The organism is Serratia sp. TSA_198.1 (assembly GCF_052686505.1).
Window position 1 is genome coordinate 1,958,267 of record NZ_JBQZFP010000001.1, and the last position, 25,190, is coordinate 1,983,456.

Consider the following 25,190-nt stretch of genomic DNA (forward strand, 5'->3'; position numbering starts at 1 on the left):
TTTCTCCTCGCCGAAACGGCTTTTTTAGTTATTTTTTCACAAAAAATTCGCTTTGTTTATACCGATTAATGCTAAACAGCCCCATTGCCAAAAACACATTTATCCCATTTTTGCGCTCATGTGCCGCATCTTGCCGCAACCGGCGAAATAGTTTGCACCATCACTTTTCCTCACAGCACTGCAACAGTGCAAAAATCGTCCGCGTTAACTTTCCACCGCATTTTTGGCCGGGCCGCTGGGCCAGTCTACACCCGACAAACGGTTAACAAGACAATAACATTCCCCCTTTTTTCCCCGATTGTAAAAGTTGGCCTGAGAGTTGCAATATCGTTTAACGGCAAAAGTGAGACCAGGTGAAATATCCGCGTCGGTACGGCAGGATTAGCTGCTCTACGTTCAGCGTCAGCCTGGGGCTAAATAACTGGCAATGACACAACAAAGGCGAAAACACGCTGATAAAACGCCATTAACAACCATTTTTGCCTGTAAATCGTTTATTTTTCCTTAACCGTAACTACCTCGTTAAAGGTAGGCATGCAGCATTTTATTCTGGACATTAAGACACTCGGGAAAGAAACCGCCAGGGCGGTTCAAGCAGTAAGGAGTGGATAACGCAGGGAAGTAGACGTTTGATGGCCGTTCCTGCTCTGATGCCGGCCGGTGAAATCGGTGTGGTTTTTAGCAGGAACGCGTTACGCCTGTGCCCATTTGGGCACACATCCACGAGTGGAATACGGGTCTTTGAGGAGAGTGCCGGATGTTGAGTTTAAGGTCAGTGAACCAGTTCTACGGGCAAAATCATACACTGTGGGATATTAACCTGGAGTTGCCGCGCGGCCAGTGCACGGTGCTTATCGGTCGTAACGGCGTGGGCAAAACCACGTTGGTCAACTGCATTATGGGGCATTTGCCGGTCGTCAGCGGCAGCATGACCTGGCAGTTGGCGGACGAACCCCCGCAAAATCTGTTGCAGCAGCCGATGGAAAACCGGGCGGCGCTGGGCATCAGCTACGTGCCGCAAGGGCGACAAATCTTCTCGCAGCTCAGCGTGGAGGAGAACCTGCAGGTGGCGCTGATGGCCGGCCGGGACAAAACCCGGCGCATTCCGCCGCTCATTTACAGCCTGTTCCCCAACCTGCGGGAAATGCGCAGCCGCCGGGCCGGGGATTTGTGCGATGGCGAGCAACAGCAACTGGCGATTGGCCGTGCGCTGGTGCTGGAACCGGAGCTGCTGATCCTCGACGAACCGACCAGCGGAGTACAGCCTTCGATCGCCGCCGATATCGGCAATGCAATCCGCAAACTGAACCGCGAACTGGGCATGACGATCCTGCTGGTGGAGCACAAATTGCCGTTTGTGCGCCGCGTAGCGGATCGCTTTTGCCTGATGGATCAGGGCCGCAGTGTGGCGAACGGCACGCTGGAGCAGTTGGACGAGGACTTGATCAATGCCTATCTGGCAGTGTAACTGGCGGGGCGCGGAGTACTGCGCCCCGGCTCTCTTTCGAGCCGGTTGATCCCCTTTCTCTGCTCCTGTGTTGTACCAGCCAGGACAGAGCCCGCATTGCTGTGAATGAGTCAACACGCCTTCCATACTCAACGGGCTTTCATACCTGATTGACCTTACTGAGGAGTGGACAATGGCCGATAACGACGCAGCATTTATTCAATATAGCGATCTGAACACGAAGATCTGGACCCTAAAAGAACGTCTCGATATCGGGGGGATTTACGTCAAGTCACGCGATGAGCTGATCAAAGCGCAAACCTTCATTAAAGACACATTAAAAAGACCGGCAATCGTCAAATTCACTGCGCCCTTTGAGGAATGGGTAGCGCCCAAGACCGATATCGACGTGGGCTTCGTTTATATCGACGGCAACGGCGTAAATATAACCACTAAGATTCCGAGTGGCACTGAAAGCGATCACAACTACTTTATGCGTTGCTACACAACCGCCCTCGCATTGGATAATGGTGTCCCAATTCGACCAGCGCCAATCTTAAAAAACTTTACCGTCAAAGGGATCGGTGCAAAGAAAAAATCCACACCGCCTACTGTGGCCGATGAAGAAAAAGTCGAATACAACTTTATTGACGGGATCCTGTTTGACTCGCCAGAAAGCCTGCTGGGGAATTTTTCCGTTAATAACCTGTATATCTCCGGTTTTTATTACGGCATGTATTTTGGTACTAACGCTTATATTGCACATTACTACGCCTGTCATGTTATCCGCTGCTTTGAATGCGTGCATATGCCGCCTGCCAACAGCGGTGCCAAGAACTTTGGTGAAGGAATTAACTTCTTTGGTGGCACTCTCGGTAACTCGCAAGGGCTGGCCATCGGCAACCAGAACCCGAACGGCGCTTTTCGTTTCTTCGGTACATCAATAGATTACGCTGGTGCTATTGTGAATGTGCAAGCAGGGAGCGTCGAACTGCACGGTTGCCATATCGAGTTCAATAATGAAAATAGCCCGATTACAGATATTCCTTTCCGCTGCAGCGCCCACCAGAATGCTTCATTACTTATTCAGGGCGGAGAAATCATTACGCTTAAAGGCGTTCTGCCGCAAGACTATTGCTTCTACACCGAAGCGGGCAGTAGCGGGATTATCGTCGAAAACGTTAAGTTTTACGGTGTCAGAACCGCGACAGGGCGTTATTTCGGCGGCACTGGCGACTTTGTGATTAGCCACAGTCGGCTTGATGGCGGTGGTGCGGGTGCCGGTATTCAAACGCTGACCACCGCGAATAATAATAAAATCAAGGACGGCAGTTTCGCATTCAGCACCAAACCCTTCGGTTGGGAGGTTTCCGGCGGTAACGTCAGCGATCCTTTTACCTCGGATGCCATTACCCTCGCCATTGAAGCCGGTGCGGGCGTTAACGGCAGCAATGCGTTAAAGGTGACCAAGCTGGGTAATACCAATTCAAACGCCGGTCTGAGGGTGGTTGTTCCGGTATCGCAATATGAACAGTTGGGCGCCTGCTTTACTCTGAAAGCGCTGAATGGCGGGTCCGGCAATTTATTTGCCACGCTTCGCTATGCCTGCATTCAGGAAACGGAAAGCAATGGCGTGTCGATCATCGCCAAATCTGATGCCGCCGCCTGGGATGGCACCCTAAACGCCAATGATTATGCTCAGTTCAAAGAGTACCGTTTTAACAGCAACAGACGCAAAGTGCCGGTTTGGGCAACCCACGTCATCCTGTCTTTCAATTTGTACGCTTTGGCGAAAAATGGCGTTCTGTACTTCGATAATGCCTGCGTTACTGCCATGTGAAAACGACAAGTCACATTATCTCCGTCCACGGTAAATGCCGTGGACGGACGACTCGACGATCAGTGGGATAAAACGCTCAAATCCAGATATGCCCCCAGCGCCTGCCGTTCAGGTTGCGGCAGATGCGGGATCTCCCCCAGCAATGGCGCAGGCAGCATACGGCGCAGCGTAGCCAAATATTCCTGATGACGGCGGCCCGGTGCGGTGACGTCGTTGGCAATCCACCCGACAAGCTGCAACCCCGCCTGCTGGATCGCCTGCGCGGTCAGCACGGCATGGTTAATGCAACCCAGTTTGATCCCTACCACCAGGATCACCGGCAGTTGCTCCTGCTGTACCCAGTCGGCGAAGGTATGCTGCTCGGAAAGCGGCGTAAACCAACCGCCTGCCCCTTCGACCAACAGCCAGTCGGCCCTTTGCTCCAGGTGGCGCAGGCCGGCGGAAAGCTGGGCCAGTTCGATTGGCCGCCCTTCGTCGGCACTGACAATGTGCGGCGACGTCGGTTCGGCAAACACATAAGGATTCACCTCCGCGTAGCTCAGCGCCACGGCGCTGTTGGCCTGTAATGCCAGCGCGTCGCCATTGCGCAGCCCCTCGGCCGTCATGTCGCTGCCGGAGGCAACCGGCTTGTAACCGGCCGTGCGATACCCCGCCAAATTGGCCGCCTGCAACAAGGCGCTGCTGGCCACGGTTTTGCCCACCTCGGTATCGGTGCCGGTGACGAACCAACGCTTAATCACGATAAATCACTCCATAAACCAGATGATAGCTGAGCGGGAATTGCCCACCCCGGCGTGGATAGGCAGCCTGTAAAGCGGCAAGCCGCCGACGGGACAGCAAACCGGCTTCGCGCCCCTGATGCAAATGGGTGGCACCAATCCCCTTGAGCGATCGCATCAGCGCCATCACGTCCGGGTAGTTCAAGGTTTGTCGCTCCGTCTCCAGAAGGTAGCGATAGCCGGCACAGGCCGCGTCGATCTGCGCCAACGGCAGAAAGTCGTTCACGTGACGCTCGCCGTCTACCTGCTGCCAGGCGTCGCCCAATTCCACCAGCGAGCCTTCCGCCAGCGTAGAAAACAAAATCACGCCACCCGGCCGGGTTACCCGGTACAGCTCCGCCAAAGCGCGCGGCAAATCGCTGCACCATTGCACCACCAGGCTGCTGAAACAGATATCTACCGCAGCCGCGGGCAGCGGCACATTTTCGATATCCCCCAGCAAATAGTGATCCGCTGCCTGTTGCTGGCGGGCGAATGCCAGCATGCCCGGCGCCAGATCGAGCGCGGTAACCTGCTTCCCCAATTCGCGCCAGCGGCGGCTGAAGTGCCCGGTGCCGCAGCCTGCGTCGAGCAACTGTTCGCCCCGATGCTTCGCCCCCATCCCCAGCAAGCGCTCACCAACATCACGTTGCAGTACCGCCGCCGAATCATAACTGCCCGCCGCACGGCTGAAGGCCGAGGCTACCGCCTGCTTGTTGACCGGCTCAAAGGCTGACGTCATGCAATACCTCCAGCAGGCGATCGATATCCTGCGGCTGATGCGCCGCCGTCAGGGTAATGCGCAGGCGCGCGCCGCCCGGCGGCACCGTTGGCGGACGAATGGCGCTCACCCACAACCCCTGGCCACGCAGCTGCTGCGCCAGATCGAGCGCACGCTGGTTGTCGCCCACCAGCAACGGCTGAATGGCGGTCACCGACGCCGTCAGGGCTAACGGTAACTGGGCCGCACCTTGGCGGAAGCGCTGAATATTGTCCTGCAGCCGGGCGCGTAATTCGTCCCCCTGCTGGATACGCTGCAACGCCGTCTGCAGGGCGCAAGCCTGCGCCGGTGGCATGGCGGTGCTGTAAATCAAATGGCGGGCAAACTGCAGCAGATATTCCGCCGTGGCCTCGTCGCACAGTACCGCCGCGCCGCTGACGCCAAAGGCTTTGCCAAAGGTGACCACCAACAGTTCGGGCCGCACGCCCTGCTGCCAGCAACTGCCGCGCCCCTGTTCACCGTGAACGCCGATGCCGTGCGCGTCATCGACCATCAGCCAGGCCCCCGCCGCTTGGGTCAGGCGATGCAGCTCCGCCAGCGGTGCGCTGTCGCCGTCCATGCTGAACACCCCTTCGGTCACCGCCAGCATCTGGCCACCGCAAGGTTTTGCCAGCAGGCCGGCCAGCGCCTGCGGCTGATTGTGGCGAAAACGCCGCAGCTGGGCAGGTGAATGGGCGGCCGCCTCCAGCAGCGACGCGTGGCTGAGCCGGTCCGCCAATATGCGATCGTCCGCCTGCATCAGTGCCGCCAGCAATGCCTGATTGGCGGCATAGCCGGAGATAAACAGCAGCGCACGCGGGTAGCCGAGCCACTCCGCCAGTTGCTGTTCCAGCGCCTGATGCGCCGCACAGAACCCGGTGACGTGCCCGGAGCCGCCGCTGCCAACGCCATACTGCTGGGCGCCCTGCTGCCAGGCGGCGATCACCTGCGGATCCTGGCTCAGGCCAAGATAGTCGTTGCCGGAAAAGTTCAGGTAGCGCTCGCCGTTGAGCTGAATATGGCGGCCATTGCCGCCCTGGTTCACCTGGCGATGACGGTAAGCGGCATTCTGCTGCCGCTCCTCCAGCGCCTGTTCAATACGTTGTTGCCAGCTCATTACAGCGCCGCGTTGTAAAACTCAGCGGTATCGGCATGCAGCAGTTGCTCCGCCAGTACCTGTTGCTGCTGGTTGTCGCCGTGCTCGGTTTCGGTCTGCTGCGGGTTGAGGCCCAGCTTGCGGAACAGTTGCAGATCTTTGTCTTCTTCCGGGTTTGGCGTGGTCAGCAGTTTGCAGCCGTAGAAGATGGAGTTGGCGCCGGCCATAAAGCACATCGCCTGAGTTTGCTCGTTCATTTGTTCGCGACCGGCGGAAAGGCGGACGTAAGAGGCCGGCATCATGATGCGCGCCACCGCGATGGTGCGGATGAAATCGAACGGATCGACGTCATCGTTATCCGCCAGCGGCGTGCCTTTTACCTTCACCAGCATGTTGATCGGCACGCTCTCCGGCGGTGTCGGCAGGTTAGCCAGCTGCACCAGCAGCCCGGCGCGGTCACGCACCGTCTCGCCCAGCCCGACGATGCCGCCGGAACAGACTTTAATGCCCGCCCCGCGCACCTTGTCCAGCGTGTCCAGACGTTCCTGATAGCTGCGGGTGGTGATGATGTTGCCGTAAAACTCCGGCGAGGTGTCCAGGTTGTGGTTGTAATAATCCAGCCCGGCATCCGCCAGCCGTTCTGCCTGGGTGTGGTCAAGCGTGCCCAGCGTCATGCAGGTTTCCATGCCCATCGCCTTCACCCCCTGCACCATCTGTTGCAGATAGGGCATATCGCGCTCGTGCGGGTTCTTCCAAGCCGCCCCCATGCAGAAGCGGGTCGATCCATTCGCTTTGGCCTTGCGTGCCGATTCCAGCACCTGTTCCACCTGCATCAGCCGCTCCGACTCAAGGCCGGTTTTGTAGCGCGAACTTTGCGGGCAGTATTTGCAGTCTTCCGGACAGGCGCCGGTTTTGATTGATAACAGCGTGCTCACCTGCACCTGACGCGGGTCAAAATGCCGGCGGTGAACGGTCTGGGCTTCAAACAACAGCTCAAGTAACGGTTTATCAAACAAGGTCTGGGCGAGACCTACTGTCCAGTGAATGCGATCGGCCATCACGGCGTCTCCAAAAATGAAAAAAGTGTCGTCAGTGTAGATATTGTGGATATACTGTCAACCATTACGAATATGATTTGGTTTACAAGCATGTCTATCAGCGCCTCCGACCTTGAATTCGACCAGCGCCATATCTGGCACCCGTACACCTCCATGAGCCATCCATTGCCCTGCTATCCGGTAGAGGCCGCCAGCGGCGTCGAACTGCAATTGGCCGACGGCCGGCGCCTGGTAGACGGCATGTCTTCCTGGTGGGCGGCGATCCACGGCTATAACCACCCGCAGTTGAACCTGGCCGCCACCCGGCAACTGGAAAAAATGTCGCACGTGATGTTCGGCGGCATCACCCATCCTGCCGCTATCGCGCTGTGCCGCAGGCTGGTGGAGATGACGCCGGAGGCGCTGCAATGCGTTTTTCTGGCGGATTCCGGCTCGGTGGCCGTCGAAGTGGCGCTGAAGATGGCGCTGCAATACTGGCAGGCGCGTGGGGAACGGCGGCAGCGCATTCTGACCCTGCGTCACGGCTATCACGGCGATACCTTCGGTGCGATGTCGGTGTGCGATCCGGACAACTCGATGCACAGTCTGTATCAGGGCTATCTCGCGCCGCACCTGTTCGCCACCGCGCCGCAGGGCCGTTTTGATGAACCCTGGAATGAAAACGACATTGCGCCGTTCGCCGCGCTGCTGGAACAGCACGCCGGGGAGATCGCCGCAGTGATTCTGGAGCCGGTGGTGCAAGGCGCAGGAGGGATGCGCATTTACCACCCCACCTACCTCAAGCGGGTGCGCGAGCTGTGCGACCAGCATCAGATACTGCTGATTGCCGATGAAATCGCCACCGGATTTGGCCGCACCGGCAAGCTGTTTGCTTGTGAGCACGCGGAGGTGGTACCGGATATTCTCTGCCTGGGCAAGGCGCTGACCGGCGGCTATATGACGCTGTCGGCCACTCTGACCACCCGCCACGTAGCGGAAACCATCAGCAATGGTGCGGCGGGCTGCTTTATGCACGGGCCGACCTTTATGGGCAACCCGCTGGCCTGCGCGGTGGCCGAAGCCAGCCTGTCGCTGTTGGCGGAAAACCATTGGCAACAGCAGGTCGCCGCCATCGAAACGCAGCTAAAACAGCAGCTATTGCCGCTCCTGTCGCGGCCAAAAGTGGCGGATGTGCGAGTGCTGGGGGCGATTGGCGTGGTGGAAATGCGCGAACCGGTGGACGTGGCACAGTTGCAGCGCGGTTTTGTCGAGCGCGGAGTGTGGATCCGGCCATTCGGCAAGCTGATTTATCTGATGCCGCCTTACATCATTCAGCCCGATCAGCTCAGCCGATTGACGGCCGCAGTAGCGGCAGCGGCGAACTAGGCGCTTACCAGTGCTGGTCCAGATAGCGGGCCAGCAACACCAGACACAGCACCCACAATAAAATGATCATCACCGCCGCCATGCGGCCGGTGGGATTATCGATACGCCGTTGCGCCTTCTCCCGCAGTTCCGCCATCAGCGGCTGGGGGATCAGGCGTACCGCCAGCATGATGCCCAACGGCACGATGATCACGTCGTCCAGATAGCCCAGCACCGGGATAAAGTCCGGGATCAAATCGATAGGCGACACCGCATAACCCGCCACCAGCAGGGCGATCAATTTGGCATACCAGGGAGTGCGCCGATCGCGGGCCGCCAGCCACAGTGCATAGATGTCGCGCTTGATGCCCTTGGCCCAGCGGCGCAGCCAACCAAACCACGGCGTGCGTTTTTTGAATGAAATCATGATTACTTTTATCGATCTGTGAATTATTGATGTCACGTATGTAGCTTCAGCGTTAACGAGGATAACTCATAGATGAGGTGGCTGGCGAGATGCAATGACGCTTGTGTTATCGCGCCAAAAAGATCTAGCTTAGGCATTCAGCTTTTACCGACCCATGGAGTCATTATGAGCTTTCGTTTGTACAGCAACGATCTGCAAGACGGCGCGAAAATGCCGGAGCGCCAGGTGTTTAACGGCATGGGCTATCAGGGCGATAACCTGTCGCCGCATCTGGCCTGGGATGGCGTGCCGGAAGGCACCAAGAGCTTCGTGATGTCGGTGTACGATCCCGATGCCCCGACCGGCTCAGGTTGGTGGCACTGGGTGGTGGCCAATATCCCGGCGCAGACGCGCGAACTGCCGCAGGGCGCAGGCTCCGGCAAAGGCGGTCTGCCGGCCGGCGCTATCCAGACCCGCACCGATTTTGGTTCAGCCGGCTACGGCGGCGCAGCCCCTCCGCAGGGTGAAAGCCATCGCTATCACTTCACGATTCATGCATTGGACGTTGAGAGCATTGAGGTGGATGAAGGTTCCAGCGGCGCGCTGGTCGGCTTTAACGTGCACTTCCACAGCCTTGGCAACGCCACGCTGACGGTAAAGTACAGCTGAGAACGCTCGGAGCAGGTGTATCCGCCCCGACGGAAAAGTTGATTCGGCGTAGATAATATGAGGCGGCGAAAGTCTATTTACACCACCGCATACCACGCATTGAGTAATACCCTCTTTCTATACCCTAAATAATTGGAGTTGCATCACAACAGAACCAACGGTTTTGTTGAACAGCGCTTGCGCTGGCCCCTACGGGGCGAGGCTTTGCCGAGTAACGCGGCAAGTTTGTGAATCCCCAGGAGCTTACTCAAGTAAGTGACTGGGGTGACAAATCTGCCGGGAGCAGATTTGAACGCTGCTTGCAGCGGCCCTGAAGGGGTGTGGCCCATGGACGGGCCACGTAACTAAATGCAGCCAACACAGAGGCAGCTTCAAGTATGACGGGTATCTAACACGCTCACCCACATCGGGCCCTTGCCCACCGGATAACGCGCCAGCGTGGTCAGTTTGCCGTTGGTCTGATCGATTTCATAGACGCCGATATGATCGGATTTCTGACCTGCGGCAATCACGAAACGGCCGCTGTGGTCGATGTTGAAACCGCGTGGCTGTTCTTCGGTCGGATGATGGCCGACCGGCGACAGGGTGCTGCCGTCTTCGGACACTCTGAAAATCGTCAGGATGCTGGCGGTGCGGTCGCTGGTGTACAGGAAGCGGCCATTCGGCGTGATGTGGATATCCGCCGCCCAGCGAGTGCCGTCGAAATCGTCCGGCATGATATTCACCGTCTGCGTCAGGGTGTATTTGCTGCCGTTTTCAGTGATGACGAACACATCTACCGTGCCGTCCAGTTCGTTCACACAGTAGGCATAGTTGTCATTGTGGTGGAACGCCATATGACGCGGGCCAGCACCTGTTGCGGTAGCCACCGCGTCCTGTGCGTGCGGCGTCAGTTTGCCTTCCTGACTCAGGTTGAACAGGCGGATGCGATCTTCTTTCAGGCAAGGCACCAGCAGCAACTGATTGGTCGGGTCGATGTTGGCCGAGTGCGGCGCGGCCAAACCGTCGACCTGCTGAAGGGGGGCCACTACCACGCCGTCATGGCCGATCGGGCTGACGCTGGCGCAGTTGCCGCTGTAGGACGCAGAGAACAGATAGCGGCCCTGCAAATCGGTGGAAATATGGGTTGGGCTGCCCGGCAGCGGCGCCATGCCGGCCTGTTGCAGTTTACCGTCCGCCTCAATGCGGTAGCTGACGATCCCGAAGGCCGGGCGCACGCCGACGTACAGGTGCGTTTTATCCGGGTGGATCGCCATCGGCTGTACCTGGCCCGGTACATCGACGGTCTGCAGCAGCTCCAGTGCGCCGGTGTCATTTAACTGCCACACGTGGATTTGCTGGCTTTCCGGGCTGGCGACATAAACGATTTGCTTCATGTGTTCTCCTTGAAGAGAGTAAAAGAGAAACCGGTTTCAGGTTTTTCGGTTTCCTCTAGCTTACCTCACATCGGTGACATAACAACCCCGGGTTGCAGATGAAATCTGTGCAGTTTTATCCATCGCTTATCCGGTGTACCATCAGGTTAGTTTTGTTGCTAACGATAATGAGATCCCTATGAGCTACCGCGTCATTGCCCTCGATCTGGACGGCACCCTGCTGGACAACCAAAAACGCATTTTGCCGCAGTCGCTGGCGGCCCTGGCTGAAGCACGCGCCGCCGGTATCAAAGTGGTGGTGGCCACCGGTCGCCATCACGTGGCGATCCACCCGTTCTATCAGGCGCTGGAAATAGACACGCCGGCTATCTGCTGCAACGGCACCTATCTGTATGACTTCCAGCAGAAAAAGGTGTTGGCTGCCGATCCGCTGCCAAAAGAGCAGGCCAGGTTGGTGCTGCAAATGCTGAAACAAAGCGGCATTCACGGCCTGATGTATGTGGACGACGCCATGCTGTATCAGGATACCAGCGGCCACATCACCCGCTCGCTGGCCTGGGCGGAAACCCTGCCCCCGGCGCAACGCCCGACGCTGCTTCACGTCAACAGCCTGGTTCAGGCGGTGGACGAGGTGCAATCGATCTGGAAGTTCGCGACCTCGCACGACGATATTCCCGCGCTGCGCAGCTTCGCCGAAACGGTGGAAAAAGAGCTGGGGCTGGCGTGCGAATGGTCATGGCACGATCAGGTAGATATCGCCAAAGGCGGCAACAGCAAGGGCAAACGCCTGCAACAGTGGGTCGAGTCTCAGGGGCTGAGCATGGATCAGGTAGTGGCCTTCGGGGATAACTACAACGATCTCAGCATGCTGGAAGCCGCCGGTCTGGGCGTAGCCATGGGCAACGCCGATGACGCTGTCAAACAGCGCGCCGATCTGGTGATCGCCGATCATCTGCAGCCAGGCATCGCCGACGTGATCCGCACGCGGGTGCTGGGCCAGTAACCCCTTCGCCCTCCCCCTGCGGGAGGGCCGTATTCAGCGCGCCTCGCGGCTGATCGACACGCTTTTCACCTGCGCATAAAGCCACTGCCCCGGCCGGATCGCCAGCTCGTCACGCGCCCACGGCGTAATGCGCGCCCACAGCACGCTTTCCCCCACCGCCAGCTTCACTTCCACCTGCCCGTCGACTTCCAGACACTCGGTCACCTTGGCCGGCAAGACGTTGCGAATGCTGCTGTTAACCGGCGGCTGCAAGATCAGTGAAACGTCGGCGGCATTGATGCGGATACGCAGTTGCGCCCCCAATGGGGCATCGACACCGCTGACCCACAGGCGTTGATCGCCCAGCGCCAGGGCGGTCATGGCATAGCGGGAGTGATGTTCGATCACGCTGACGCGCAACACGCTGCTTTGATCTTCCCGCTGTAACCAGGGCCGCAGCGCACTGCTGGCCCAAACCTCTTCCAGCCCGCCGAATGCCCGCACCTGGCCGTTATCCAGCACCATCACCTGTTCCGCCAGACGCAGGATTTCGTCCATGCTGTGGCTGACGTAGAGGATCGGGATATTGACGTCCTGCGCCAGCCGCTCCAGGTACGGCAGCAGTTCGCGCTTGCGCGGCAGATCCAGCGACGCCAGCGGTTCGTCCATCAACAGCAGTTCCGGGGCGGTCAGCAAGGCGCGACCAATCGCCACTCGTTGTTTTTCACCGCCGGACAAGGTCAACGGCAGGCGGTTAAGCAAGGGGCCGATGCCCAACAGTTCAACGATGCCGTCGAACTGCGAGCGCATGCCGGCCGCCATGCCGTATTGCAGGTTGCCGCGCACCCGGTAATGCGGGAACAGGCGCGCGTCCTGAAACACGTAGCCGATGCGGCGTTTTTCCGGCGGCAGGCACAAGCCGCTGGCGGTATCCGCCAGCGTGCGTCCATTGAGCACTATGCGCCCCTGTTGCAAACGCGTCAGGCCGCCAATGGCGTTGATTAAGGAGGTTTTACCGGCGCCGGACAGGCCAAAAATGGCGGTAATGCCCTGAGCGGGCAGATCCGCGCGCACGTTGAGGTTGAGATCGCCGAGGCGTTGGGAAAAATCCAGCTCCAGCATTTAGATACCCATCCGTTTGCGGCCCCAGCGGGCCAGCCACTCGGAAACCATCAGTGAAACCAGCGACAACGCTATGGCAATGACGCACAGACGCGCGGCGGCGGCTTCCGCCCCCGGCGTTTCAATCAGGGTATACATCGCCAACGGAATGGTGCGCGTTTCGCCAGGAATATTGGATACAAAGGTAATGGTGGCGCCGAACTCCCCCAGCGAGCGAGCGAACCCCAGCACCACACCGACGATGACCCCAGGCAGCGACAACGGCAGCGTAATGGTGAAAAACACCCGCCACGGGTTGGCACCCAGAGTGCGGGCAGCCTGTTCGAGGCGGGTATCCACCGCCTCCAGCGCCAGCCGGATGGCGCGCACCATCAGCGGAAACGCCACCACGGCGGACGCCAACGCCGCACCGCGCCAGCTAAAGCTGAAACTGAAACCGAACCAGTCATACAGCCATTCGCCAATCACCCCGCGCCGCCCCATGGCGATCAGCAGTATATAGCCGACCACCACCGGCGGCAGCACCAGCGGCAGGTGGATAATACTGTCCAGCAGCGATTTGCCGGGGAAACGGCAACGCACCAGGATCCAGGCCATCAGAATGCCGAAAGGCAAGCTGCAAACTACCGCCACGGCGGACACTTTCAGGCTCAGTTCAACGGCCTGCCACTCGTACTCACTCAGAATCATTTACGCGGGGAGAATCCATAATGGTGAAAAATAGCCGCCGCTTCCGGGCTTTTCAGATAGTTATAAAAAGCGCTGACGGCCGGTGTTTGATGGCCTTTAACCAACGCCATCGGGTATTCAACCGGTTTGTGGCTGTCTTCCGGGAAGACGCCCACCACGCTGACTTTATCACTGGCTACCGCATCTGAGCCATAAACAATGCCCAAAGGCGCTTCGCCGCGCTCCACCAGCGCCATTGCGCTGCGTACGTTGTTGGCCCGCGCCAGTTTAGGCTCCAGCGCGGTCCAAACGCCGAGATTCTGCAAGGCTTCTTTGGCGTAGATCCCCGCAGGTACGTGGTCCGGATCGCCCACCGCCAGGCGGCCGCCGTTCAACAGTTTCGCCCAGTCGGTCTGTTTGTTAAGCGTAATTTTATCCTGTTTGCCGTCTTTGGCGGCGATCAGCACCAGTTCGTTGCCCAACAGCGTATACCGCGTCTCTTTGACCATCTGCTGTTTATCGATGGCGTAGTCCATCCACTGCTGATCGGCGGAAATAAACAGATCGGCCGGAGCGCCCTGTTCAATCTGGCGTGCCAGCGTTGAAGAAGAGGCAAATGAAGAAATCACCTGCACATCCTTGCCTTTCTGATACTGGGTTGCGATATCCTGCAGCGCGTTAGTCAGCGATGCCGCCGCAAAAACGGTAATTTTCTCTGCCGCAGACGCCTGCATGACCATACCGGATGCCAATACAATACCGCCGACCCATTTAGTCCATTGCTGTTTCATGGTGTTCTCCGCAAGTTAATGTGCAATATCACTCTTCGTTATATAAAAAATAATATAACGTTGTGCGGAAGCTTGTCATGCGGTTTATCGGCAGGGGAAGACATAACTTGAGACACCCGCCGAACGGCGCCGGCGGGCGTTGAGATGGGGATGGCTGACGATCAGTGCTGAGTGCGGTTTTCTTTCGAGCGGCCCACTTTGGAGAAAATGTTGAACACTTCCGCCAAACCGTAGATCAGGCCGAGAATGATCGCCATGACCACCGGCACCATTACCACAGCGAACAGCAAACTTTTCAATAATTCCAACATGGTAGCCTCACTTAACTGCCCATTGAGCGGCAATGAACACCGCTACGTAGCGCCATTTTAAACCAAAATAGCGGCTAAAACGGAGTTATTTTAAACATCAGGTGAAATTTGTAACCGGCCAAACGTGCCATTTTGGCGCTTTGCCGGTAAATCGGCGACAATAAGGCTTTTGCAGCCGACAGGACGCGTTATGCAGGCCGAAATCCTCCTTACCCTAAAACTCCAGCAAAAACTGTTCGCCGATCCACGCCGCATCGCGCTGCTCAAGCAGGTCCGGCATACCGGCTCCATCAGCCAGGGCGCCAAACTGGCGGGCATCAGCTATAAAAGCGCCTGGGACGCCATTAACGAAATGAACCAGCTGGCGGAGCAAACGGTGGTGGAACGCGCCACCGGCGGCAAGGGCGGCGGCGGCGCTCAGGTCACCCATTACGGTGAACGGCTGATCCAATTATACGATCTGCTGGGCCAAATCCAGCAAAAAGCCTTCGACGTATTGCAGCAAGACAACCTGCCGCTCGACAGCCTGCTGGCGGCAATTTCCCGCTTTTCACTGCAAACCAGCGCGCGCAATCAGTTCTTCGGCACCGTCATCGAACGCGACCACCGGCAGGTGCAGCAGCATCTGGAGATTTTACTGAGCGATGGAAAAACCCGTCTCAGCGCGGCTCTCACCCAACAAAGCGCCGACCGGCTGCAGCTCGCCCCCGGCAAGGAAGTGTTGGCGCTGATTAAAGCGCCATGGGTGAAGCTGAATACCGATCCGGCCCTCGTCGGGGCAGCGGACAATGCGCTGGCGGGCGTGGTGGCCAGCATCCAGCCGGGCGCCGATCACAGCGAAGTGCTGGTGACGTTGGCGGGCGGCGAAACCCTGTGCGCCACGGTAGCCAATCAGGAACTGCAACAGCTTAAATTGCAACCCGGCAGCGCGGTGCACGCCCTGTTCAACGCCGACCGGGTGATTGTCGCCACGTTGTGCTAAACGCAACGTAACGTTGCGTTTTTGCCGATTGACTTCACCCGCCAATACGCCTATTTCTAAATCAAATAATTGCACAATAAGGAATAGGTAATGTCATCGTTGCACATTTCGCAAGGTTCATTTCGCTTAAGCGATACCCGAACCCTGACGCTGGATGCGCTGGAGATTCGGTCTGGCGACAGTTGGGCCTTTGTCGGCGCCAACGGCAGCGGAAAATCCGCCCTGGCGCGCGCGCTGGCCGATGAGCTGGTGCTGCTGAGCGGCGAACGCCGCAGCGATTTCAGCCGCCAGGTGCGCATCTCCTTCGAACAGTTGCAAAAACTGGTCAGCGACGAATGGCAACGCAACAATACCGACCTGCTCAGCCCCGGCGAAGAAGACACCGGCCGCACCGCGGCGGAAATCATTCAAGAAGAAGTGAAAGACCCGGAACGCTGCTCGCAACTGGCCGCACAGTTTGGCATCACTGCGCTGCTGACGCGCCGTTTTAAGTACCTTTCCACGGGCGAAACGCGCAAAACCCTGCTGTGCCGGGCGTTAATGCCGCAGCCCGACTTGCTGATCCTGGATGAACCCTTCGACGGGCTCGACGTGAATTCCCGCGCCCAATTGGCCGCGCTGCTGAACGATCTCTCCGGGCACGGCTATACCCTGGTACTGGTGCTCAACCGTTTTGACGAGGTGCCGGACTTTATCCGGCAGGTGGGGGTGCTGGCAGATTGCACTCTCGCAAGCCAGGGCACGCGCCAACAGGTGATGGCGGACGCGCTGGTGGCGCAATTGGCGCACAGCGAGAACCTGGATGGCCTGGCGCTGCCGGAAACCGAGGATCCTGCCCAGAAAGCCACCTTGCCGACGGATCAACCGTTAATCGTGCTGCATGACGGGGTAGTCAGTTACAACGATCGCCCCATCCTTAATCATCTCGACTGGCAGGTTAACCCCGGTGAGCACTGGCAGATCGTCGGTCCTAACGGCGCCGGTAAATCCACCCTGCTCAGCCTGATCACCGGCGATCATCCACAAGGTTACAGCAACGATCTTACCCTGTTCGGCCGCCGCCGCGGCAGCGGAGAAACCATCTGGGATATCAAACGCCACATCGGCTACGTCAGCAGCAGCCTGCATCTGGACTACCGCGTCAGCTCAAGCGTACGCAACGTGATCCTGTCCGGATTTTTCGACTCCATCGGCATCTATCAGGCCGTGTCTGACCGGCAGCAGCAATTGGCCGACCAATGGCTGGCGCTGTTGGGGTTGGGCGGTTCCCGCGGCGATACGCCGTTTCACAGCTTGTCCTGGGGCCAGCAGCGGCTGGCGTTGATCGCCCGTGCGCTGGTCAAGCATCCGGCGTTGCTGATCCTCGACGAACCTTTGCAGGGGCTGGATCCGATCAATCGCCAACTGGTGCGCCGCTTTGTCGACGTGCTGATCGGCCAGGGCGCCACCCAACTGCTGTTTGTTTCCCACCATGCGGAAGACGCGCCGCAGTGTATTACCCACCGCCTGAGCTTCTTGCCCGACGGTGACGGTTACCGCTATCAGCAGGATCAGCTTGCCTGACATTCTGGATAATCCTGCGGAGGGGTGGCCCTGCCACTCATCCGATGACATATCCGGCAACACTTCCTGCGTAACACATCTCAGTGGGCCTTTTATCATAAAGGGATGAAGGATTCATTTTTGGAGAGGCTATGTCCGCCGCACTGATTATTATCGATCTGATCGAGGATCTGATTGGCCCCAAGGGGCGCGCGAATCACTGTCATGAACAGGTGGTGGCGCATAACCTGATTGCCAACACCAATGTCGCTGCGGCCTATGCGCGGGTACGCAAAATTCCGGTGATTTGGGTGCGCGTGGGTTTTGCCGACGATTATCACGATATCCCGCCCCATTCTCCGCTGTTCAACCACCTTAAGCAGATCGGCGCTCTGCGTTTGAGCAGCCCCGGTTGCCAATGGGACAAGGCTTTACAGGTGTTGCCGGTGGATTTTCAGTTCGAAAAGAACGCCGTTTCCGCTTTTGCCGGTAACAATTTGTTAGCCTGGTTGCAGCAGCATCGTTGCCATCACCTGTTGCTGGGAGGCGTCAGCACCCCGCTGGCGATTGAAAGCACCGCGCGGCAGGCTCACGATGCAGGTTTTCAGGTTACCGTATTGCAGGATTTGTGCGCGGCGCCGAGCGAGGAGATACACCAGCAAAGCCTGGATATTTTGCAAAACCTGGCGGAAATCACCCGTTCGCAGGCCTGGATGAAAGGGTAAATCCGACAGTTGCCGAATAAACTCACTTCAGATCACTGTCCGGACCTTTGCTGTAACCTCTCTATGTTACTATTCTTCATAGCGCTCAACTTCGCCATACTCACACGCCGCACAGGCACTGAGCGCCGTGTGCATATTTTAAAGGGATAGAGTTATGTGGGGCGTACTTTCGATTTCGTTATTCTTTTTGCCATTTAACCGGCTGATTGCCTGGTTATTTCTGGCCGCATCGGCGGGCATGGGGATGTACCACGGGGTATTGACCCCGCTCAGCCTGGGCTGCGTGTTGGTCATTGCTGCACTGGCCGGCCTGCGACACCATTACAGCGCCCAACGTAATCTGGCAATACCGCTGGAAGTGCTGGTGGTGGCAAGCTGCGTGGCGCTATTCCTGCATCTGGTGCCGGGGTTCCATAACCAGTTGATGATCGACGGTGAAAAACCCGGCCCGCTCAGCGCGCCGTTCACCATGTATTACAATTTCGACAAAGCGTTGGTGCCATTCCTGCTGTTCGCCTGCCTGTCGACGTTGTTTGCCGCTGAAACCGGTAAAAGCGCCGGTAAAACCGGTTGGATCGCGCTGATACTGGCAGTGCCTGCCCTACTGCTGGTGGCCGTAGCCCTCGGTGGCCTGAAGATTGAGCCGCACGCACCGGACTGGATCCTGGCGTTTGTGATGGCCAATCTGTTCTTTGTCTGTATGGCGGAAGAAGCACTGTTTCGCGGTTATCTGCAGCAACGCCTCAGCCAATGGCTGGGCGCTTGGCCCGCATTGATTATCGCAGCACTGGTGTTTGGTGCCGCGCACCTGGCCGGCGGCATGCTGATGGTGGCATTCGCCACGCTCGCCGGGTTGATTTACGGCTTGGCGTGGATGTGGAGCGGCCGCCTGTGGGTGCCGATCCTGTTCCATTTTGGGCTTAATCTGACGCACCTGCTGTTATTCACTTATCCAGTGTATCAACATCCCTGACCTTCTCAGCCGGCAGGAGTCCTTCTGCCGGCGCTATGGATGAAAACGCTATCATCCAACTTATTGCCCTGCTTTCTCTGTCCTAAACCCTCTGCCGTACTGCCTGTGTTCCTTATTGCCGCCTCAAGTGTAAACGATTCCATTTTTCGCTCTGGATCACCTTTTTACTCCGTCGGGCATGCTATCTTTTTGCGCATCGTTATCCATTTTAATCTGTAAAGGGTGCGCCTGGAGTTGATGAAAGCGATTACACTCGCCGCGCCGGACAAGAAAAAGGAACCGCAATGACGGATTTTAATCCCATCGATCATCCCCATCGCCGCTATAACCCGCTGACCGGTCAATGGGTATTGGTATCGCCGCACCGCGCCAAGCGCCCATGGCAGGGCCAACAGGAATCCACGCAGCCGGAAACGCTGCCGCAGCACGATCCGGACTGCTTCCTCTGCCCAGGCAATACCCGCGTTACCGGCGATAAAAACCCGGATTATCAGGACACCTATGTGTTCACCAATGACTTCGCCGCGCTGATGACGGATACGCCGCAGGCACCGGAAAGCCAGGATCCGCTCATGCGCTGCCAGAGCGCGCGCGGCACCAGCCGGGTAATCTGCTTCTCCCCCGATCACAGTAAAACCCTGCCGGAACTGACGCTTGCGGCTCTGGAGCGGGTGATTGCCACCTGGCAAGAACAAACTGCCGATCTCGGCCGCAGCTATCCGTGGGTCCAGGTATTTGAAAACAAAGGTGCGGCCATGGGCTGCTCAAACCCGCACCCGCATGGGCAGGTATGGGCCAACAGCTTCCTGCCGAACGAAGTCGAGCATGAAGACCGCCTGCAGCGCGAGTATTTCCAACAGCACCAATCCCCTCTGTTACTGGATTACGTGCAGCGTGAACGGGCTGACGGCAGCCGTACGATCGTTGAAACCGAACACTGGCTGGCCGTAGTGCCCTACTGGGCCGCCTGGCCGTTTGAAGCGCTGCTGCTGCCGAAGGCCGCAGTGCAACGCATTACCGATCTGAGCGTCGCGCAGAGCAGTGACCTGGCCGTAGCGCTGAAAAAGCTGACCAGCCGTTACGACAATCTGTTCCAGTGCTCTTTCCCCTATTCCATGGGCTGGCACGGCGCACCTTTCAACGATGCGGATAACCGTCACTGGCAGTTGCACGCCCATTTCTATCCGCCACTGCTGCGCTCCGCCACGGTGCGTAAATTTATGGTGGGTTACGAGATGCTGGCGGAAACCCAGCGCGATCTGACTGCAGAACAGGCCGCAGAGCGTCTGCGCGCCGTTGACGACATTCATTACCGTGAAGCCGGAGCCAAACAATGAGTTTGAAAAATCATACCCACACCATTTTCACCCAACGCTTTGGCTACGCGCCCGCGCTGACCATTCAAGCGCCAGGACGAGTGAATTTGATCGGCGAACATACCGACTATAACGACGGTTTCGTATTGCCGTGCGCCATTGATTACCAAACGGTGATCGCCGGAGCCAGACGTGACGATCGCCAGATCCGGGTGATCGCGGCCGATTACGACGGGCAGCTGGATCAATTCTCGCTCGACGATCCGATCGTCAGTCACCCGGACCAGCTTTGGTCCGATTACGTGCGCGGCGTGATCAAACACCTGCAACTGCGCAACGCCAATTTTGGCGGCGCGGATCTGGTGATCGCCGGCAACGTGCCGCAAGGCGCCGGCCTCAGCTCTTCCGCCTCACTGGAAGTGGCCGTTGGCCAGGTGATGCAGGCGCTGTATGAACTGCCGCTGGATGGCGTAGCCTTGGCTTTGAATGGCCAGGAGGCGGAGAATCAGTTTGTCGGCTGCAATTGCGGGATCATGGATCAGCTGATTTCCGCCCTCGGTGAACAGGATCATGCCTTGCTGATCGATTGCCGTTCACTGGAGACCCGTGCGGTGTCGGTCCCGGAAAATATTGCCGTGGTGATCATCAACTCCAACGTGAAGCGCGGGCTGGTGGACAGCGAATACAACACCCGTCGCGAACAATGCGAAGCCGCCGCGCGCTTCTTCGGCGTCAAGGCACTGCGCGACGTCAGCCCGGAGCTGTTCTTCCCGATCCAGCATGAATTGGATCCGATCGTCGCCAAGCGAGCGCGCCACGTAATCACCGAAAACGATCGCACCCTGGCCGCCGCAGATGCATTGGCGGCGGGCGATATGAAACTGATGGGCAGGCTGATGGCGGAATCTCACGCTTCAATGCGGGATGATTTTGCCATTACCGTGCCGCCGATCGACCAGTTGGTGGAGATCGTCAAAAAGGTTATCGGCGATCGCGGCGGCGTGCGCATGACCGGCGGCGGTTTTGGCGGCTGCATAGTGGCGCTGATGCCGCAAGAATTGGTGGAGCCGGTGCGCGAGACGGTAGCGCGCGAATATCCGTTGCAAACCAACGGACTGCGGGAAACCTTTTACGTTTGCAAGGCATCAGCGGGGGCCGGAATATGCTGACAGACAGCCTGCAACTGGCCCCTGATGGCCAGCCCTACCAGCTAACCCGGCTGCAAAACGCCGGCGGGATGACGGTCACGCTGATGGATTGGGGCGCTACCTGGCTTTCCGCCGTGCTGCCGCTGAAATCGGGCAAAACGCGTGAACTGCTGCTGGGCTGCCGGACACCGGCGGATTACCAGCGGCAAGCGGCCTATCTTGGCGCCACCGTCGGACGCTATGCCAACCGTATCGCCTACGCCAGTCTGCTGGTCGGCAACAAGCCGCATCCGCTGCTCGCCAATCAAGGGGAACACCAATTGCACGGCGGGCCGGAAGGCTTCAATGCCCGTCGCTGGCGGATTGTTCAACAAGATACGCAGCAGGTGAGTTACGCGCTGCATTCACCCGACGGCGACCAGGGATTTCCCGGCAATCTTGAGGTTCAGGTCAATTACCGGCTCACTGCCGATAACCGGCTGGAAATCAGTTACCAGGCCCGGACCGATCGCGCCTGCCCGGTCAATCTGACCAACCACGCCTATTTCAATCTGGACGGCGCCGACACCGACGCCCGTCGGCAACGGTTGCAGCTGTTTGCCGACCGTTATCTGCCGGTCGACAGCGAGGGCATACCCAACGCCGAACTCACGCCGGTGGACGGCAGCGGCATGGATTTTCGCCACCCGAAAACGCTGCTGCAGGATTTCCTGCGCGACCGCGATCAGCAGCGGGTAAAAGGCTACGATCATGCCTATCTGCTGCACCGTACCTGCGGCGCATTGGACTGCCCGGCGGCACACCTGTGGTCGGCGGACGGTCAGGTGCAGATGAGCGTCTTCACCAGCGCGCCGGCGCTGCAACTGTACAGCGGCAATTATCTGGACGGCACACCGGCACGTGATGGCGGCAGCTACGCCAGTTACGCCGGCATAGCGCTGGAAAGCGAGTTTTTGCCGGACAGCCCGCACCACCCGGAATGGCCGCAGCCGGACTGTTGGCTCAAGCCGGGGCAGCAATATCAAAGTGCCACCCATTATCAGTTTTATCCTATCTGAACCACCACGCCCCTTGCCATGCGGCCGGGGGCCGTTTGTTATAAATGCTTACCTTTTTACACGCCGGCCCCACCGGCACCTGCCTTTCCTTATTCCAAAGCGCACACTAGAATCAGGCTACGGTGATAAGCACAACGCCTTGTGCTGCGTCACAATTTTCGGCCATCTCTGGCCGGTCAATAGCTGAAGGAACACCTATGCGTCTGATTACTGCACTCCCATTACTGGCGGGTTTACTGCTGAGCACCAACCTGATGGCTGCCGATACCGCAACCGCAACAAAAACGCCTTCACCGGCGCAGGCTGCTCAACAGAAGCGCATGACTGATTGTAATCAACAAGCCTCCACCAAAACGCTGAAAGGCGCGGACCGCACGACCTTCATGAGCACCTGCCTGAAGGCAGAAGGTTCCACTGCAGCGAAAACCCTGACGCCGCAACAGCAGAAAATGAAAACCTGTAACGCCGATGCCAAAACCAAAAGCCTGAAAGGCGACGAGCGTAAAACCTTTATGAGCAACTGTCTGAAAAAATCTGCCTGATTGCCCTTCGCCAGCGGCACGGCCGGATCTCATTCCGCCGTGCCGGTTTCCCCCGTGACGCCCGCCTGATCGATTCAGCTTTTCCTCAGAACAGCACTTACTTTGCGGCAAGAAATTGGCTATGGTTAGACACTATCGATTGCCGAGCCACCGGCCGCGGCAATATAATGATTTTCGTTATCATTGAAATGTCAGATTATTAAGGAGTTAAGCTATGGCTGTAACTAAGCTGGTTCTGGTGCGTCACGGCGAAAGCCAGTGGAACAACGAAAACCGCTTTACCGGTTGGTATGATGTTGATTTGTCCGACAAAGGTCGCACCGAAGCGAAAGCAGCAGGCAAGCTGTTGAAAGATGAAGGTTTCTCTTTTGACTTTGCTTACACCTCCGTCCTGAAGCGCGCGATCCATACCCTGTGGAACATCCTGGACGAACTGGATCAGGCTTGGCTGCCGACTGAAAAATCCTGGAAGCTGAACGAACGCCACTACGGTGCGCTGCAGGGTCTGAACAAGGCTGAAACCGCTGAGAAATACGGTGACGAGCAGGTTAAGCAATGGCGTCGCGGCTTCGCCGTTACCCCACCAGAGTTGACCAAAGATGATGAGCGTTACCCGGGCCACGACCCACGTTATTCGGCGCTGACCGAAAAAGAGCTGCCGCTGACCGAGAGCCTGGCGCTGACCATCGATCGCGTGATCCCTTACTGGGACGAAGAAATTCTGCCACGCATCAAAAGCGGCGAGCGCGTTATCGTTGCCGCGCACGGCAACTCGCTGCGTGCGCTGGTGAAATACCTGGATAACCTGAGCGAAGATGAGATCCTCGAACTGAACATCCCAACCGGCGTGCCGTTGGTGTATGAATTCGACGAAAACTTCAAGCCAATCAAACGTTACTACCTGGGCAATGCCGACGAGATCGCTGCTAAAGCGGCCGCCGTGGCAAACCAGGGTAAAGCGAAGTAATTTTCGCCCGTTGATCTAAAAAGCCCCCGGTTTTTGGCCGGGGGCTTTTTTATGCCGATTTAACGGGGCGAGCTCACGTATCAGGCGCGACGAGCCTTAACCGCCGCCGCCAACTCGCGCAGCACGGTTTCCGTGTCTTCCCAGCCGATGCAAGCGTCGGTCACGCTCTTGCCATAGACCAGCGGCTCGCCGCTTTCCAGATTCTGGTTGCCTTCCACCAGATGGCTTTCGATCATCACGCCGATAATCGCTTTTTCACCGCCGGCTACCTGTTTGCACACGTCCGCATTCACTTCCAGCTGCTTTTTGAACTGCTTGCTGCTGTTGGCGTGGCTGAAGTCGATCATCACCTGCGCCGGCAAACCCGCCTTGACCAGGCCGTCTTTGACTTCCTTGACGTGCGCCGCGCTGTAGTTCGGCTCTTTGCCGCCGCGCAGGATAATGTGGCAATCGCCGTTACCGCTGGTGTTAACGATCGCCGAGTGACCCCACTTGGTCACCGACAGGAAACAGTGCGGCGCGCTGGCAGCGTTGATGGCGTCAATCGCCACTTTGATGGTGCCGTCGGTGCCGTTCTTGAAGCCAACCGGGCAAGACAGGCCGGAAGACAGCTCGCGGTGTACCTGGGATTCCGTGGTACGTGCGCCGATCGCGCCCCAGCTCATCAGATCAGCCAGGTACTGCGGGGTGATCATGTCGAGGAATTCCCCCGCAGCCGGCAAGCCGCTATCATTGATATCCAACAGCAACTTACGGGCCAGGCGCAAACCGTCGTTGATCTGGAAGCTGTTATCCATCTGCGGATCGTTGATCAGCCCTTTCCAGCCCACGGTGGTACGCGGTTTTTCAAAGTAAACGCGCATCACCACTTCCAGCTCGCCACTCAGTTCCTGACGCAGCGTCAGCAGGCGCTCGGCATACTCTTTTGCCGCTTTGGTGTCGTGGATCGAGCATGGGCCGATGACCACCAGCAGGCGATCGTCGTTACCGCGAAGGATCTTGTGAATTGCACTGCGCGCCAGGGACACCGTCTCAGCTGCACGTTCAGTGGCCGGAAACTTCTCTAACAGGGCCACCGGTGGCAGGAGTTCCTTAATTTCTTTAATGCGTAAATCGTCATTTTGGTAATTCATAACTTTTCCATTCGGTATCGAGGGGCGGTATTTCACAGAGCGTAGATCCAACCAATTTAGCCTGTGAGGGTAGCGCTGTAAATCACCTTTGCCGCCTCCCGGCGGAACGGCCAAATTATCAGTAGATTGTGCTGTTTCATCGGGAGAGCGCAGTGGCTCCTTTTTCGCTATGCTA

The 25,190-nt window shown here is 58.0% G+C and carries 25 protein-coding genes; 14 read left to right on the forward strand and 11 right to left on the reverse strand.

The window, feature by feature from the left end; all coding sequences use genetic code 11:
• The first annotated feature begins 757 nt into the window (after nucleotides 1–757).
• Both ACUTSW_RS09370 and ACUTSW_RS09375 read left to right on the forward strand, forming a co-directional pair.
• Nucleotides 758–1,468 (forward strand): ATP-binding cassette domain-containing protein, encoded by a 711-nt coding sequence (locus tag ACUTSW_RS09370; RefSeq protein ID WP_004941886.1) that lies wholly within the window; start codon nucleotides 758–760, stop codon nucleotides 1,466–1,468.
• 172 nt (nucleotides 1,469–1,640) lie between these two features.
• Nucleotides 1,641–3,287: a hypothetical protein gene (locus tag ACUTSW_RS09375; protein WP_445584253.1), complete on the forward strand. Its 1,647-nt coding sequence runs from the start codon at nucleotides 1,641–1,643 to the stop codon at nucleotides 3,285–3,287.
• Nucleotides 3,288–3,346: 59 nt separating this feature from the next.
• Here the strand turns inward: ACUTSW_RS09375 and bioD are convergent, their stop codons facing one another.
• The 4 genes from bioD to bioB are packed head-to-tail and all read right to left on the reverse strand — an operon-like array spanning nucleotide 3,347 to nucleotide 6,959.
• Nucleotides 3,347–4,027, reverse strand: a complete 681-nt coding sequence (bioD, locus tag ACUTSW_RS09380) for a dethiobiotin synthase (RefSeq protein WP_062869970.1) — start codon at nucleotides 4,025–4,027, stop codon at nucleotides 3,347–3,349.
• A complete protein-coding gene (bioC, locus tag ACUTSW_RS09385) occupies nucleotides 4,020–4,787 on the reverse strand; it encodes a malonyl-ACP O-methyltransferase BioC (protein WP_445584254.1) in 768 nt (255 codons plus the stop codon). The genes bioD and bioC overlap by 8 nt, the downstream gene beginning before the upstream one ends.
• Entirely contained in the window at nucleotides 4,771–5,922 is a 1,152-nt protein-coding gene (gene bioF, locus ACUTSW_RS09390; protein WP_445584255.1) for an 8-amino-7-oxononanoate synthase, read from the reverse strand. The genes bioC and bioF overlap by 17 nt, the downstream gene beginning before the upstream one ends.
• Entirely contained in the window at nucleotides 5,922–6,959 is a 1,038-nt protein-coding gene (gene bioB / locus ACUTSW_RS09395; protein WP_062869967.1) for a biotin synthase BioB, read from the reverse strand. The genes bioF and bioB overlap by 1 nt, the downstream gene beginning before the upstream one ends.
• Before the next feature lie 90 nt (nucleotides 6,960–7,049).
• Between bioB and bioA the strand changes: the two genes are divergently transcribed.
• Nucleotides 7,050–8,324 (forward strand): adenosylmethionine--8-amino-7-oxononanoate transaminase, encoded by a 1,275-nt coding sequence (gene bioA / locus ACUTSW_RS09400; protein ID WP_445584256.1) that lies wholly within the window; start codon nucleotides 7,050–7,052, stop codon nucleotides 8,322–8,324.
• A 4-nt stretch (nucleotides 8,325–8,328) separates the two neighbouring features.
• On the opposite strand, the gene ACUTSW_RS09405 is transcribed toward bioA, so the two are convergent.
• Nucleotides 8,329–8,730, reverse strand: a complete 402-nt coding sequence (locus tag ACUTSW_RS09405; RefSeq protein ID WP_004941868.1) for a YkvA family protein — start codon at nucleotides 8,728–8,730, stop codon at nucleotides 8,329–8,331.
• 165 nt (nucleotides 8,731–8,895) lie between these two features.
• On the opposite strand from ACUTSW_RS09405, the gene ACUTSW_RS09410 reads away from it, so the two are divergent.
• Entirely contained in the window at nucleotides 8,896–9,378 is a 483-nt protein-coding gene (locus ACUTSW_RS09410; protein ID WP_445584257.1) for a kinase inhibitor, read from the forward strand.
• A 371-nt stretch (nucleotides 9,379–9,749) separates the two neighbouring features.
• Here the strand turns inward: ACUTSW_RS09410 and pgl are convergent, their stop codons facing one another.
• Nucleotides 9,750–10,754 carry a 6-phosphogluconolactonase gene (gene pgl, locus ACUTSW_RS09415; protein WP_445584258.1) on the reverse strand — a complete coding sequence of 335 codons (1,005 nt, stop codon included), beginning with the start codon at nucleotides 10,752–10,754 and terminating at the stop codon, nucleotides 9,750–9,752.
• Nucleotides 10,755–10,932: 178 nt separating this feature from the next.
• Between pgl and ACUTSW_RS09420 the strand changes: the two genes are divergently transcribed.
• Entirely contained in the window at nucleotides 10,933–11,757 is an 825-nt protein-coding gene (locus ACUTSW_RS09420) for a pyridoxal phosphatase (protein ID WP_062869965.1), read from the forward strand.
• A 33-nt stretch (nucleotides 11,758–11,790) separates the two neighbouring features.
• Here the strand turns inward: ACUTSW_RS09420 and modC are convergent, their stop codons facing one another.
• From modC to ACUTSW_RS09440, 4 genes are all read right to left on the reverse strand, one after another.
• A complete protein-coding gene (gene modC / locus ACUTSW_RS09425; RefSeq protein WP_445584259.1) occupies nucleotides 11,791–12,858 on the reverse strand; it encodes a molybdenum ABC transporter ATP-binding protein ModC in 1,068 nt (355 codons plus the stop codon).
• Nucleotides 12,859–13,548: a molybdate ABC transporter permease subunit gene (modB, locus tag ACUTSW_RS09430; RefSeq protein ID WP_004941851.1), complete on the reverse strand. Its 690-nt coding sequence runs from the start codon at nucleotides 13,546–13,548 to the stop codon at nucleotides 12,859–12,861. It lies immediately after the preceding gene.
• Nucleotides 13,545–14,318 carry a molybdate ABC transporter substrate-binding protein gene (gene modA / locus ACUTSW_RS09435; RefSeq protein WP_445584260.1) on the reverse strand — a complete coding sequence of 258 codons (774 nt, stop codon included), beginning with the start codon at nucleotides 14,316–14,318 and terminating at the stop codon, nucleotides 13,545–13,547. Before modA ends, modB begins: the two co-directional genes overlap by 4 nt.
• A 161-nt stretch (nucleotides 14,319–14,479) precedes the next feature.
• On the reverse strand, nucleotides 14,480–14,629 hold the full coding sequence (locus tag ACUTSW_RS09440; protein WP_004941845.1) for an AcrZ family multidrug efflux pump-associated protein: 150 nt from the start codon (nucleotides 14,627–14,629) through the stop codon (nucleotides 14,480–14,482).
• A 190-nt stretch (nucleotides 14,630–14,819) separates the two neighbouring features.
• Here ACUTSW_RS09440 and modE point away from each other — a divergent pair, with 190 nt between their 5' ends.
• The 9 genes from modE to gpmA all read left to right on the forward strand — a co-directional run bounded on the left by modE (nucleotide 14,820) and on the right by gpmA (nucleotide 23,882).
• Complete coding sequence (gene modE / locus ACUTSW_RS09445; protein WP_062869963.1) at nucleotides 14,820–15,611, forward strand: molybdenum-dependent transcriptional regulator; 792 nt, start codon at nucleotides 14,820–14,822, stop codon at nucleotides 15,609–15,611.
• A gap of 90 nt (nucleotides 15,612–15,701) precedes the next feature.
• Entirely contained in the window at nucleotides 15,702–17,174 is a 1,473-nt protein-coding gene (modF, locus tag ACUTSW_RS09450) for a molybdate ABC transporter ATP-binding protein ModF (RefSeq protein WP_445584261.1), read from the forward strand.
• 131 nt (nucleotides 17,175–17,305) lie between these two features.
• The gene (locus tag ACUTSW_RS09455) at nucleotides 17,306–17,878 is read left to right on the forward strand and encodes a cysteine hydrolase family protein (RefSeq protein ID WP_004941837.1); all 573 of its coding nucleotides are present in this window, start codon (nucleotides 17,306–17,308) and stop codon (nucleotides 17,876–17,878) included.
• A 154-nt stretch (nucleotides 17,879–18,032) separates the two neighbouring features.
• Nucleotides 18,033–18,851: a CPBP family intramembrane glutamic endopeptidase gene (locus ACUTSW_RS09460; RefSeq protein ID WP_062869961.1), complete on the forward strand. Its 819-nt coding sequence runs from the start codon at nucleotides 18,033–18,035 to the stop codon at nucleotides 18,849–18,851.
• 284 nt (nucleotides 18,852–19,135) lie between these two features.
• Complete coding sequence (galT, locus tag ACUTSW_RS09465) at nucleotides 19,136–20,188, forward strand: galactose-1-phosphate uridylyltransferase (protein WP_445584262.1); 1,053 nt, start codon at nucleotides 19,136–19,138, stop codon at nucleotides 20,186–20,188.
• Entirely contained in the window at nucleotides 20,185–21,336 is a 1,152-nt protein-coding gene (galK, locus tag ACUTSW_RS09470) for a galactokinase (protein WP_166728379.1), read from the forward strand. The genes galT and galK overlap by 4 nt, the downstream gene beginning before the upstream one ends.
• Nucleotides 21,330–22,373 (forward strand): galactose-1-epimerase, encoded by a 1,044-nt coding sequence (gene galM, locus ACUTSW_RS09475; protein WP_063202856.1) that lies wholly within the window; start codon nucleotides 21,330–21,332, stop codon nucleotides 22,371–22,373. The genes galK and galM overlap by 7 nt, the downstream gene beginning before the upstream one ends.
• A gap of 197 nt (nucleotides 22,374–22,570) precedes the next feature.
• Nucleotides 22,571–22,915, forward strand: a complete 345-nt coding sequence (locus ACUTSW_RS09480) for a PsiF family protein (protein WP_013811939.1) — start codon at nucleotides 22,571–22,573, stop codon at nucleotides 22,913–22,915.
• A 214-nt stretch (nucleotides 22,916–23,129) separates the two neighbouring features.
• On the forward strand, nucleotides 23,130–23,882 hold the full coding sequence (gpmA, locus tag ACUTSW_RS09485; protein WP_004941818.1) for a 2,3-diphosphoglycerate-dependent phosphoglycerate mutase: 753 nt from the start codon (nucleotides 23,130–23,132) through the stop codon (nucleotides 23,880–23,882).
• An 80-nt stretch (nucleotides 23,883–23,962) separates the two neighbouring features.
• Here gpmA and aroG read toward each other — a convergent pair whose 3' ends face one another.
• Nucleotides 23,963–25,015: a 3-deoxy-7-phosphoheptulonate synthase AroG gene (gene aroG, locus ACUTSW_RS09490; protein WP_004941813.1), complete on the reverse strand. Its 1,053-nt coding sequence runs from the start codon at nucleotides 25,013–25,015 to the stop codon at nucleotides 23,963–23,965.
• Nucleotides 25,016–25,190: the final 175 nt, after the last annotated feature.

Excerpts from the sequence above, each read along its gene's own strand:
- ACUTSW_RS09370 (WP_004941886.1), top strand. The coding sequence starts at position 758 with ATGTTGAGTTTAAGGTCAGTGAACCAGTTCTACGGGCAAAATCATACA.
- ACUTSW_RS09375 (WP_445584253.1), top strand. The coding sequence starts at position 1,641 with ATGGCCGATAACGACGCAGCATTTATTCAATATAGCGATCTGAACACG.
- bioC (WP_445584254.1), bottom strand. The coding sequence starts at position 4,787 with ATGACGTCAGCCTTTGAGCCGGTCAACAAGCAGGCGGTAGCCTCGGCC.
- bioF (WP_445584255.1), bottom strand. The coding sequence starts at position 5,922 with ATGAGCTGGCAACAACGTATTGAACAGGCGCTGGAGGAGCGGCAGCAG.
- bioB (WP_062869967.1), bottom strand. The coding sequence starts at position 6,959 with ATGGCCGATCGCATTCACTGGACAGTAGGTCTCGCCCAGACCTTGTTT.
- bioA (WP_445584256.1), top strand. The coding sequence starts at position 7,050 with ATGTCTATCAGCGCCTCCGACCTTGAATTCGACCAGCGCCATATCTGG.
- ACUTSW_RS09405 (WP_004941868.1), bottom strand. The coding sequence starts at position 8,730 with ATGATTTCATTCAAAAAACGCACGCCGTGGTTTGGTTGGCTGCGCCGC.
- ACUTSW_RS09410 (WP_445584257.1), top strand. The coding sequence starts at position 8,896 with ATGAGCTTTCGTTTGTACAGCAACGATCTGCAAGACGGCGCGAAAATG.
- pgl (WP_445584258.1), bottom strand. The coding sequence starts at position 10,754 with ATGAAGCAAATCGTTTATGTCGCCAGCCCGGAAAGCCAGCAAATCCAC.
- ACUTSW_RS09420 (WP_062869965.1), top strand. The coding sequence starts at position 10,933 with ATGAGCTACCGCGTCATTGCCCTCGATCTGGACGGCACCCTGCTGGAC.
- modC (WP_445584259.1), bottom strand. The coding sequence starts at position 12,858 with ATGCTGGAGCTGGATTTTTCCCAACGCCTCGGCGATCTCAACCTCAAC.
- modB (WP_004941851.1), bottom strand. The coding sequence starts at position 13,548 with ATGATTCTGAGTGAGTACGAGTGGCAGGCCGTTGAACTGAGCCTGAAA.
- modA (WP_445584260.1), bottom strand. The coding sequence starts at position 14,318 with ATGAAACAGCAATGGACTAAATGGGTCGGCGGTATTGTATTGGCATCC.
- ACUTSW_RS09440 (WP_004941845.1), bottom strand. The coding sequence starts at position 14,629 with ATGTTGGAATTATTGAAAAGTTTGCTGTTCGCTGTGGTAATGGTGCCG.
- modE (WP_062869963.1), top strand. The coding sequence starts at position 14,820 with ATGCAGGCCGAAATCCTCCTTACCCTAAAACTCCAGCAAAAACTGTTC.
- modF (WP_445584261.1), top strand. The coding sequence starts at position 15,702 with ATGTCATCGTTGCACATTTCGCAAGGTTCATTTCGCTTAAGCGATACC.
- ACUTSW_RS09455 (WP_004941837.1), top strand. The coding sequence starts at position 17,306 with ATGTCCGCCGCACTGATTATTATCGATCTGATCGAGGATCTGATTGGC.
- ACUTSW_RS09460 (WP_062869961.1), top strand. The coding sequence starts at position 18,033 with ATGTGGGGCGTACTTTCGATTTCGTTATTCTTTTTGCCATTTAACCGG.
- galT (WP_445584262.1), top strand. The coding sequence starts at position 19,136 with ATGACGGATTTTAATCCCATCGATCATCCCCATCGCCGCTATAACCCG.
- galK (WP_166728379.1), top strand. The coding sequence starts at position 20,185 with ATGAGTTTGAAAAATCATACCCACACCATTTTCACCCAACGCTTTGGC.
- galM (WP_063202856.1), top strand. The coding sequence starts at position 21,330 with ATGCTGACAGACAGCCTGCAACTGGCCCCTGATGGCCAGCCCTACCAG.
- ACUTSW_RS09480 (WP_013811939.1), top strand. The coding sequence starts at position 22,571 with ATGCGTCTGATTACTGCACTCCCATTACTGGCGGGTTTACTGCTGAGC.
- gpmA (WP_004941818.1), top strand. The coding sequence starts at position 23,130 with ATGGCTGTAACTAAGCTGGTTCTGGTGCGTCACGGCGAAAGCCAGTGG.
- aroG (WP_004941813.1), bottom strand. The coding sequence starts at position 25,015 with ATGAATTACCAAAATGACGATTTACGCATTAAAGAAATTAAGGAACTC.